This window comes from Mycetocola saprophilus (genome assembly GCF_000718085.1).
GTDB classification, from domain to species: domain Bacteria; phylum Actinomycetota; class Actinomycetes; order Actinomycetales; family Microbacteriaceae; genus Mycetocola; species Mycetocola saprophilus.
The window spans coordinates 229,419-238,869 of record NZ_JOEC01000004.1 but is presented as its reverse complement, the minus strand read 5'-3'; the positions used below and the strand labels follow the sequence as shown (position 1 = coordinate 238,869).

The 9,451-nt window shown below is 65.2% G+C and carries 9 protein-coding genes, 1 tRNA gene and 1 other RNA gene; 8 read left to right on the top strand and 3 right to left on the bottom strand.

The window, feature by feature from the left end:
• The 3 genes from IE92_RS18580 to IE92_RS0115050 form a co-directional block, all read left to right on the top strand.
• Positions 1-623, top strand: a 623-nt coding sequence (locus tag IE92_RS18580; RefSeq protein WP_030149329.1) for a hypothetical protein, incomplete at its 5' end; no start/stop codon positions are given.
• Between the two features lie 107 nt (positions 624-730).
• Entirely contained in the window at positions 731-1,495 is a 765-nt protein-coding gene (locus IE92_RS0115055) for a DUF5819 family protein (protein ID WP_030149328.1), read from the top strand.
• A complete protein-coding gene (locus IE92_RS0115050) occupies positions 1,492-2,778 on the top strand; it encodes an HTTM domain-containing protein (RefSeq protein ID WP_156027609.1) in 1,287 nt (428 codons plus the stop codon). The genes IE92_RS0115055 and IE92_RS0115050 overlap by 4 nt, the downstream gene beginning before the upstream one ends.
• Positions 2,779-2,839: 61 nt before the next feature.
• On the opposite strand, the gene IE92_RS0115045 is transcribed toward IE92_RS0115050, so the two are convergent.
• From IE92_RS0115045 to ffs, 3 genes are all read right to left on the bottom strand, one after another.
• Complete coding sequence (locus IE92_RS0115045; RefSeq protein ID WP_030149326.1) at positions 2,840-4,039, bottom strand: acetate/propionate family kinase; 1,200 nt, start codon at positions 4,037-4,039, stop codon at positions 2,840-2,842.
• 8 nt (positions 4,040-4,047) lie between these two features.
• Positions 4,048-6,189, bottom strand: coding sequence for a phosphate acetyltransferase (pta, locus tag IE92_RS0115040; protein WP_030149325.1), 2,142 nt, complete (start codon positions 6,187-6,189; stop codon positions 4,048-4,050).
• 60 nt (positions 6,190-6,249) lie between these two features.
• Positions 6,250-6,346, bottom strand: an RNA gene (ffs, locus tag IE92_RS18000) — signal recognition particle sRNA small type.
• Between the two features lie 159 nt (positions 6,347-6,505).
• Here ffs and IE92_RS0115035 point away from each other — a divergent pair.
• The 5 genes from IE92_RS0115035 (at position 6,506) to IE92_RS0115015 (ending at position 9,432) form a co-directional block, all read left to right on the top strand.
• Positions 6,506-6,595: transfer RNA gene (locus tag IE92_RS0115035), tRNA-Ser, on the top strand.
• A gap of 295 nt (positions 6,596-6,890) precedes the next feature.
• On the top strand, positions 6,891-7,394 hold the full coding sequence (locus tag IE92_RS0115030) for a helix-turn-helix domain-containing protein (protein WP_030149324.1): 504 nt from the start codon (positions 6,891-6,893) through the stop codon (positions 7,392-7,394).
• Entirely contained in the window at positions 7,391-7,930 is a 540-nt protein-coding gene (locus tag IE92_RS0115025; RefSeq protein ID WP_051702015.1) for a DUF6036 family nucleotidyltransferase, read from the top strand. Before IE92_RS0115030 ends, IE92_RS0115025 begins: the two co-directional genes overlap by 4 nt.
• 78 nt (positions 7,931-8,008) lie before the next feature.
• Positions 8,009-8,440 carry a DUF1801 domain-containing protein gene (locus tag IE92_RS0115020; protein ID WP_043322272.1) on the top strand — a complete coding sequence of 144 codons (432 nt, stop codon included), beginning with the start codon at positions 8,009-8,011 and terminating at the stop codon, positions 8,438-8,440.
• 137 nt (positions 8,441-8,577) lie between these two features.
• Entirely contained in the window at positions 8,578-9,432 is an 855-nt protein-coding gene (locus IE92_RS0115015; RefSeq protein ID WP_051702014.1) for a class I SAM-dependent methyltransferase, read from the top strand.
• The last annotated feature ends 19 nt before the right edge of the window (positions 9,433-9,451 follow it).

Here is a 9,451-nt window from a genome sequence, read left to right as displayed (position 1 = left end):
GCAACGCATCGGCAGCGGCAAACTCCGCCGCCATCGCAGACGCCTCGACCACCGCATCCAGCACCGCCGCAGCCAACGGAACGGCCACCGCCGACCCGGCGGCAGAGGCCACCGCCGAAGCTAACGCAACGGCAACTGCAACTGCAACTGCAACTGCAACTGCCAACACTGAGGCATCCGCAGCCGCGGACTCCCGCGCGGGAGCAACCACCAACACCAATGCGAATGCAACCGCCAACGCTGAGGCATCCGCATCTGCCAACGCATCTCCGGCAGCAAACGCCTCGCCGAACGGCAACGCGGCAGCGAACGCACCGACCGCCGCCGCTGACCCGCAGACCGCCGCCTCGGCCCAGGCTCAGGCCGCGGCGAACGGCAACGCATCGGCCGGAGGATCCGCAGCCAGCGGAACCAGCGCGAACGGCACCACCGCCGCGAACGCCGGTACCTCCACCGCATCGGGCAAGCCGACCACCGTTTCTGGCGGTTGGCTCCCGGGCACCGGTAACGACGTACCGTGGTTCCTGATCAGTGGCGCGACCCTCGTGCTCCTGCTCGGTGCCGCGCTGCTGACCCACCAGGTGCGCACCCGTGACCGTCGGGAACAGGAGGTTTCCGACTAGTTTCCCCCGCCGGTGCCGGGACACGCTGCGTGTCCCGGCACCGGCTCTCCCCCTCGTGCCGGCCGGGCTCCCGGTCGGCACGAGGTTTTCTCGAAAGGCTTCCAGCCATGGGTAAAAAAACTCGATCTCCCCGTTCCCTTGGTATCCGCATCGTCACCGTTGTGGCCCTTCTCTTCACCGGCTGGCACATCCTCGCCTCGTTCCTCTGGATAGCCCCGCCCACCCCCCTGCGCGATGTTGTCCCCGGCAACGCGCTCACCAGCTACATGATCCCCATGTTCGGCCAGTCCTGGAGCGTCTTTGCTCCCGAGCCGATCAATGGCGACTATAAGTTTGAAGTTCGCGCCTGGGCCTCCAAGGATGGCGGCGAACCCGAGCTCCACGACTGGGTGGATGCCACCGCCGTGGAACTCTCGATGATCCGCAACAACCTGTTCCCCCCGCGCGCCGGTATCCAGACCAGCGAGCTTGCCAGCACCGTCAAGGGGCGCTACGACGCGCTGACCGACGAGCAGCGCAAGATCGTGGCCCTGGGCTACTTCAAGGGCGACGACTCCGAGGCTCGGATGAGCGAGGCACTCGGTGGGGGCGGCCAGAACGTCGCCGTCAACAACTATCTCTTCGCCGACCGGATGGCCCGCGCCTATGCGACCCAGGTCGCCACCGCGCTGTGGGGCACCCCGGACCGGGTGCAGTTCCGGGTGAGCCGTACCAACGTCATCCCGTTTGCCGAACGCAATAATCCCGACGCCAAGCGTCCCGCCGCACAGATCGCCGATATCGGCTGGCGGGCCGACCTGACCAAGGAGGGCCAGTCCGATCAGGCCTTCGGCGACATTTTCCGCGCTCAGTATGAGGGGATCAACAAATGAGCGACAAGGTTCGCCTGAGCCCGCAGCAGTGGCTGCGCACCATCGGCACCATGCTTGCGGGTCTGATCCGTGACGGCTGGAAGCTGCTGATTTCCCTCCCGGTTCGCGGATGGAACTTCGCCGAATCCTGGCTGCTGGATTCCAAGAAGGCCCGCTACGGCATCTCGGTGTCCCGCATCGTCTTCGGCGTCACGGGCCTCGGCCTGCTGCTGACAAACTTCCGCACCCGCCTGTACTCATTCGCTTCGGGTTCGGTGTGGAACGATGAGGTTGCCAACATCAAGAGCGACTTCCCGAAGATCTGGATCTTCAGCTCGTTCCACAATGCGATCACCAACGATGCCGCCTACACGGCGCTGTACGTTCTGCTGATGCTGCTCGCGGTCCTGGTGATCCTGGGCTGGCGCACCAAGATCGTGCTGCCGATCTACTTTGTGCTGTGGGTCAGCTTCATCGAGGCCAACGACATGATCGGCGACCAGGGTGACAACATGTACCGCATCGCCCTGTTCTTCTTCCTGTTTGCCGATGTCTCGGGACGCTGGTCCCTGGATGCTCGCCGCCGCAGAAAGAACGGTACCCAACGGATTCTGCCGCGCGAGATCAGCAACCTGTTCCACAACCTGGTCCTGGTGATCCTGACCGCGCAGGTGTCGTTTGTGTACGTGTCCGGCGCGCTCTATAAGGCCGGTGGCACCCCCTGGTCCGGCGGGTACGCGATCTACAATCCGCTCTCCACCGAGCGGTTTGGAACCTGGCCGTTCCTGACCGAGCTGATCACCACCTGGGCCCCGCTGGTGGCGTTCCTCACCGTGGGATCGATGATCATGCAGATGTGCTTCCCGCTGATGCTGCTCACCCGCCCGACCCGGATCATCGCGCTGATCGCGATCATGAGCTTCCACATCGGCATCGGTGTCACCATGGGTCTGCCCTGGTTCTCGCTCACGATGATCGCGATCGACTTCATCTTCATCCGCGACCGCACCTGGAAGGGTCTGCTGGATCGAATCCACGGCGGCTATCGCGAGGCTCGCAGCGAGGTGGAGGGCCCGGATGCCCCGCGCGACGCGGAGTCCGAGGGCTCGTCAGACAAGCCGGTGAAGACCGGCAAGTCCACGCGGAAGAAGGCCCCCACGGGCGATCGGGACCCGAAGAAGACGGACGCGCCGGCCGAGGAGGAGCGCGAGCTCGTCCCCACCCCCACGCTCGCCTCCCGTCCGCGCACCCGCGCCTCGGGCAGCACCCGGATCCGGAAAACCGGCACCGCCCCGGCCTCCTAGCTGGCCAAAACGCCGAGGCCGCGGAGGGTTTCCCCTCCGCGGCCTCGGCGTTTTAAGCGGACTAGCCCTCGATTGCGGCCAGGGTCTGGCGGGCGATCTCCAGCTCCTCGTTGGTCGGCACCACGAGCACGGTCACCTCGGAGTCATCGGTGGAGATGATCTTCGGACCGCCGCGGCCCGCGTTCCGGGCCGGATCGATCTTGATGCCCAGGCGCTCGAGCCCGGCCAGCGCACGCTCGCGCACCTGCGGGCTGTTCTCGCCCACCCCGGCGGTAAACACGATAGTGTCCACGCGCCCGAGGTCGACATAGTACTTTCCCACGTAGCCGCGCAGGCGGTGGTTGTACACGTCCAGGGCGGTGATGGCGATCTCGTCGCCGTCGTTGGCACGCGCCTGCAGGTCGCGCATATCGGCGGCACCGGCAAGGCCCAGCAGTCCGCTCTTGCGGTTGAGCAGGGTGTCGATCTCCGCGGCCGACAGCCCGGCCACCCGCTGCAGGTGCACCAGCACCGCGGGGTCCACGTCACCGCTGCGGGTGCCCATGACCAGGCCCTCCAGCGGGGTGAAGCCCATCGAGGTGTCCACGGATTCGCCTCCGCGCACGGCGGTGGCCGAGGCACCGTTTCCCAGGTGCAGGATGATCTGGTTGAGCTCGGTCACATCCTTACCGAGGAACTCGGCCGCGGCCCGCGACACAAACTGGTGCGAGGTGCCGTGGAACCCGTAGCGACGCACGCGGTGGCGGTCGGCCAGCTCGCGGTCGATCGCATACCGGTAGGCCTTTTCGGGCAGGGTCGAGTGGAAGGCGGTGTCGAAGATCGCCACGTGCGGGACGCTCGGGAAGGCCCGCTCGGCCGCGACGATTCCGTCGAGGTTCGCCGGGTTGTGCAGCGGGGCCAGCTCGGCCAGATCCTGAATGTTGATCTTCACCAGATCGGTGATCCGGGTCGCCTCGAAGAAGCGCTTGCCGCCGTGCACCACGCGGTGGCCGACGGCGAGCACCGGGTGCTCCTCCATCGACGGTCCGTGCTCGGCGAACCGAGCCAGCATCACCGCAAAGGCGTCGACGTGGTTCTTGATCGGCTCCTCGGAGACGATCGGGTTGTCGGGGTCGGCCTCGACGTTGCGGTGGTTAACCACCCCGACGTCTTCGCCGATCCGCTCGATCAAGCCGGAGGCGAGAACCTGCTCGCCGGTCATCTCAATCAGCTGATACTTCAGCGAAGAGGACCCGGAGTTCACTACCAAAACCGCGGACATGGTGTTCCTTACTGCTCGTTCGTGGCCGCGGCACCCGCCTGAATGGCGGTGATTGCTACGGTGTTCACAATGTCCTGGACCAGGGCTCCACGGGACAGATCATTAATCGGCTTATTCAGTCCCTGCAGGACCGGTCCGATGGCAACCGCACCCGCAGAACGCTGCACGGCCTTATAGGTGTTGTTACCGGTGTTGAGGTCCGGGAACACAAACACGGTGGCCCGACCGGCAACCTTGGACTCCGGCAGCTTGGCCGCGGCAACCGCGGCATCGGCGGCGGCATCGTACTGAATCGGCCCCTCCACCTCGAGGTCGGGGCGACGCTCGCGCACCAGCTCGGTGGCCGCACGCACCTTCTCCACGTCCGCACCCGAACCCGAGGTTCCGGTGGAGTAGGAGAGCATCGCGATCTTCGGTGCCACACCAAACTGGGTCGCGGTTTCGGCCGAGGAGATCGCGATGTCGGCGAGCTGCGGCGAATCGGGGTCGGGGATCACGGCACAGTCACCGTAAACCAGCACGCGGTCGGCGAGGGCCATCAGGAACACGCTGGAAACCACGTTCACACCCGGACGGGTCTTGATGATCTCAAAGCCCGGACGGATCGTGTGCGCGGTGGTGTGCGCGGCACCCGAGACCATGCCGTCGGCCAGGCCCAGGTGGACCATCAGCGTGCCGAAGTAGGACACGTCGTTGACCACCTCGCGGGCCTTTTCCACGGTCATGCCGCGGTGGGCGCGCAGGCGCGCATACTCCTCGGCAAAACGGATGGTGAGGACCGGATCAAACGGGGAGAGTACCTCGGCGCGCGAGATGTCCAGACCCAGCTCGATCGCCCGCGAGCGCACCTCGAACGGCTCACCCAGGATCGTGATCCGGGCAACCTCGCGGGCCAGCAGAATGTGGGCGGCGCGCAGAATGCGGTCGTCCCCACCCTCGGGCAGCACGATGTGGCGGCGAGCCTGGCGGGCACGCTCGATCAGGCCGTACTCAAACATCAGCGGGGTGACCACGCCGGTGGTGGAAACCTGCAGCAGGTCGAGGAGGCGATCCACCTCGACGTTCTGCTCGAACAGGGCCAGCGCCGAGTCGTACTTCCGCGGAGATTCGGCGGCCAGGCGACCACGGGTGCGGGTGATCCGCACGGCCGTCTGGTAGCTGCCGTACTCGGTCGCGATGATCGGGGTGACCGACTTCAGACCGTTCAGCAGGCGCTGCACGGGTTCTGGAAGCTCGAATCCACCGTTCAGGATGATGCCCGAGATCGACGGGAAGTTATCCGAAGCATGGGCGAGCAGCACGGCCAGGAGTACGTCGCTGCGGTCGCCGGGGACCATCACGACGGCACCCTCGGTCAGACGCGGCAGCACGTTTTCCATCGACATCGCGGCGAGCACCACGCCGAGCGCCTCGCGCCGCAGCAGCGCACTGTCGCCGGAGATCATGGTGCCGTCCACGGCATTCAGGATGGACTGCATGCTGGGCGCGACGAGGAACGGGTCCTCGGGGATCGCCCACACCGGGACGCGCGGGCCCACGCTCTCGGGCAGCGCACTCTCGATCGCCTCGACGATCTCGGCCGAGCGCGCGGCCTCGGCGCGGTTGGCCACCACGGCCAGCAGGTGGGCGTGTTCGCTGTGCAGCTCCTGGATGGCCTGCTCCATGACCTGACGCATGTCATCGGGCTCACGGGCAGCCGACAGACCCAGTTCTTCTCCGGTGCCCGGGCCCTCTCGGCCACCGAGGACCAGCAGGACCGGGACACCGAGGTTCGCGGCGATGCGCGCGTTAAAACCAAACTCGGCGGGGCCGGCGACGTCGGTATAGTCCGAGCCGAGCACCACGACGGCGTCGCACAGGGCCTCGACGGCCTTATAGCGGGCGACGATGTTGGCGAGCGCCTCGTCGGGGTCGCGGTGAACGTCTTCATAGGTCACGCCCACGCAGTCGTCGTAGTCGAGCGACACGCTTTCGTGGTTGACGAGCAGCTCGAGCACATAGTCTCGATCGCTGTCCTCATCGATGCGGACGATTGGACGGAAAATTCCGACACGGGGCACGCGCCTGCTCAGCGCGTCAAGAACCCCCAGTGCAACCGTAGATTTTCCGGTGTGGCCTTCGGCCGCGGTGATATAGATACTCTGCGCCATTACGCTCCGTACGGGTGGGTGTTCCTCTTACCTTCCGGGCGGCGGATAGCTCCCCGGAAAGCAAACGACCCCTCGCGCACCCGCCAGAGCCTGGTTACCCTTGCTACATTTCTGTCCTGGGGGAGTTGGCCTGGATGACGCCACGCGAGGAGTCATCTGTTAGCTTACCCGATTTTATCCCGGATCACATTTGGGCAACAGGCCCGGGGGTGTTGAACGATGCCCGACTGTCGGATCCGGCGCGCCCGACGCGCTCAGTTAGGAACTGCGCCCACCTTCTGGGTAAGATGTTCACGTTGCCTCGCGCAATGCAGTTGGAGAATTCGCCTAGTGGCCTATGGCGCACGCTTGGAAAGCGTGTTGGGTGTTACAGCCCTCGGGGGTTCGAATCCCCCATTCTCCGCCATCGAAAATCCCCTGGTTATCCAGGGGATTTTCGCGTTTGTGGGGCCGCGTGCCTCGGCAGGCCCACCCGGCACCGCCACCACCGCCGTCGCAAATTCTCGGTGAACCCCGGCCCGGAGACGACCCCGCCGGCGGTGAAACGACGCCCCGTCATCCCGCTTTTACGCTTGCTGAACATCAACCGTGAAAACAAATCGAACGCGATCCGATCGTGTCGCCGCGGCGCCTCGTTCCGCGCAGAAGCGAGACTTCCGTTATCTATTGTGTTTTTGGCGTTTATCCGTAGAGTGGACGGCATGAACGAGTCGCTGATCACTACCGGAGTCGCCGCCGAACGGCTCGGCGTATCGCGCCAGCACATTGTCGACCTCTGCGAGCGCGGCGAACTTCCATTCACGCGCGTCGGCAAACACCGCCGGATTAGGCCCAGCGACATCGAGCGCCTGAAAAACAGTCTCACACCGGATGAGGAGCGTTCGCTCTGGCTACATGAGGCGGTGCTTGGCCAGCTGATCCTGGACCCGCCGAGAGTGGTCGGCATCGCCCGCGGCAATCTTCGACGCTGGGCGGGTGTGCACCGAGATGGCGGGATGAGCGCGGGATATCTCGCACAGTGGCAGGAAATCCTCGACCACGGAATCGATGCGACCCGTGGGACGCTGATTGGACGGGATCGACGCTCGATCGAGCTACGACAAAACAGTCCATTTTCTGGTGTGCTCACCGACAGTCAGCGCGCGCAGGTGTTGCGCAATTTCACGGCGTATCGTGCTCAACCCGAAGAGGCATCGGTGGCATGAACCGCCTCCAACTCGCGCATGTGCTTCGCGCGGCCTCCCGAATCGGCCAAGACCAAGACATCCTCGTCATCGGCTCGCAGGCGATCCTCGGAACCTTTGATGAGGACGATCTGCCAGATGAAGCCACGGCCTCGATCGAAGCCGATATCGCATTTCTCGACGATCCGGGGAGGGTGAAAGCCGATCGGGTCGAAGGGGCCATCGGAGAATTTAGCGATTTCCACAGCATGAATGGGTTTTATGCCGAGGGCATCCATATCGAGACTGCGGTACTACCCGTCGGGTGGAAAGATCGACTGGTGACCTGGGACCTCCAATCTTCGCGCCCGTCTCACCCTCACTTCCTCGAACCCCATGACCTTGCCATTAGCAAGCTGATCGCGGGGCGAGAAAAAGATGTCGCCTTCGTCGATGCGTTGATCATGCACCGACTCATTGATCTGCCCACGCTCATCGAACGGGCGCACCTCATCGAAGAGGGGGAAACGCTCCGACGCCACCGCGTCATTACCCATCTCAGTGGGTACACACGGTAACCCTCCACCCAGACGGTGCTGGTGATGCGCGAAGCCTCTCGCATAGGCTGTCTCCCATACCCGGACGAGAGGAACCCGATGACCCCGCACCTTTCCCCCGACGTCGCCGAGCGTATCGAGAGCGTCACCCACGCCGGCCGGCGCGCGGATGCGCTGAGCCTGATCGAGATTCTGCGCGAGATCACCGGGCTGGAGCCGACCCTCTGGAAGGGCATTATCGGATTCGGTGAGTACCACTACCGCTATGCCAGCGGCCACTCGGGGACCGCCCCCGCCGCCGGATTCGCGCCCCGGGCCACCGCCAGCGTGATCTATCTGCCCGACGGAATCGACACCTATGCCACCGAGCTCGCGGGCCTCGGCCCGCATAAGACCGGCGTGGGGTGTCTGTATATTTCGCACCTGGATCGGATCGATTTGCCGGTCCTCGAGGACATCCTCGCCCGGTCCTTTGCCGCCGTCACCGCCGGTACCTTCACCCAGCGTGCCCGGGAGGGCTCGGGTTCCTAGGTTTCTCGCGGGTCTCGTCCCGGCCCGCAAATCCGAAGATTGGATAACGCCTCCTTCACTCGCGGATCCCCTCCCCCTCCGCTAGCCTGGAAGGCTCGGCCATCGAGCACACGCCCGCCAGCACGCAAGGAGCCCGCATGTCCGATCCCACCCGTTCTCCCCTGCCCGAGATCTCCCGCGATGTGAATCGTGCCAACTGGGATGCCCGCGCCCCGCTGCACCTCGGATCCCCCGACTATGCGGTGGACGCGCTCATCAACGACCCGGCCCGCATCTCCGATGTGGTCGCCTTTGATCGCGAGCGCCTGGGGGACATCACCGGGCTGCGCACCGCGCACCTGCAGTGCCACATCGGCACCGATACCCTCTCACTTGCCCGACTCGGCGCGGCACCGGTGACCGGACTGGATCTGTCTCCGGCCTCGATCGCCGGGGCCCGCGAGATCGCCGAGCGCGCCGGCGGCGACGTCTCCTTTGTTGAATCCGACGTCTACCTGGCCCCCGAAGTCCTCGAACCCGGAAGCTTTGACCTCGTCTATACGGGGATCGGGGCGCTGTGCTGGCTGCCCGATGTGCGGGCCTGGGCCCACACGGTCGCGACCCTGCTGGCACCGGGTGGGCGGCTGTTCATTCGTGAGGGTCACCCGATGCTGTGGTCCATCGACGAGACCCGCACCGAGGGCCTGGTGCTGGGCTTCCCCTATTTTGAGCAGCCCGAACCCAACGTATGGAATGAGGACTCAACCTATGTGAACACCGAGGCGAAGGTCAGCGCGCCCCTCTCCCACGATTGGAACCACGGGCTGGGCGAGATTATCGGTGCCCTCCTGGCCGAGGGGCTCACCCTCACCGCCTTCGAGGAACACCGCAGCGTCCCCTGGAATGCGATCCCGGGCCGGATGCACACGATCGACGGCGGCGAATGGGTACTCGATGAGCATCCCGAGCGGCTTCCGCTGAGCTACACCCTACAGGCGGTCAAACCCCGCTGATCCGAGGTTCCCAGGGAGC

Bases quoted from the DNA above. Each gene is read 5' to 3' on its own strand.
- IE92_RS0115055 (WP_030149328.1), top strand. From the start codon at position 731: ATGGGTAAAAAAACTCGATCTCCCCGTTCCCTTGGTATCCGCATCGTC.
- IE92_RS0115050 (WP_156027609.1), top strand. From the start codon at position 1,492: ATGAGCGACAAGGTTCGCCTGAGCCCGCAGCAGTGGCTGCGCACCATC.
- IE92_RS0115045 (WP_030149326.1), bottom strand. From the start codon at position 4,039: ATGTCCGCGGTTTTGGTAGTGAACTCCGGGTCCTCTTCGCTGAAGTAT.
- pta (WP_030149325.1), bottom strand. From the start codon at position 6,189: ATGGCGCAGAGTATCTATATCACCGCGGCCGAAGGCCACACCGGAAAA.
- IE92_RS0115030 (WP_030149324.1), top strand. From the start codon at position 6,891: ATGAACGAGTCGCTGATCACTACCGGAGTCGCCGCCGAACGGCTCGGC.
- IE92_RS0115025 (WP_051702015.1), top strand. From the start codon at position 7,391: ATGAACCGCCTCCAACTCGCGCATGTGCTTCGCGCGGCCTCCCGAATC.
- IE92_RS0115020 (WP_043322272.1), top strand. From the start codon at position 8,009: ATGACCCCGCACCTTTCCCCCGACGTCGCCGAGCGTATCGAGAGCGTC.
- IE92_RS0115015 (WP_051702014.1), top strand. From the start codon at position 8,578: ATGTCCGATCCCACCCGTTCTCCCCTGCCCGAGATCTCCCGCGATGTG.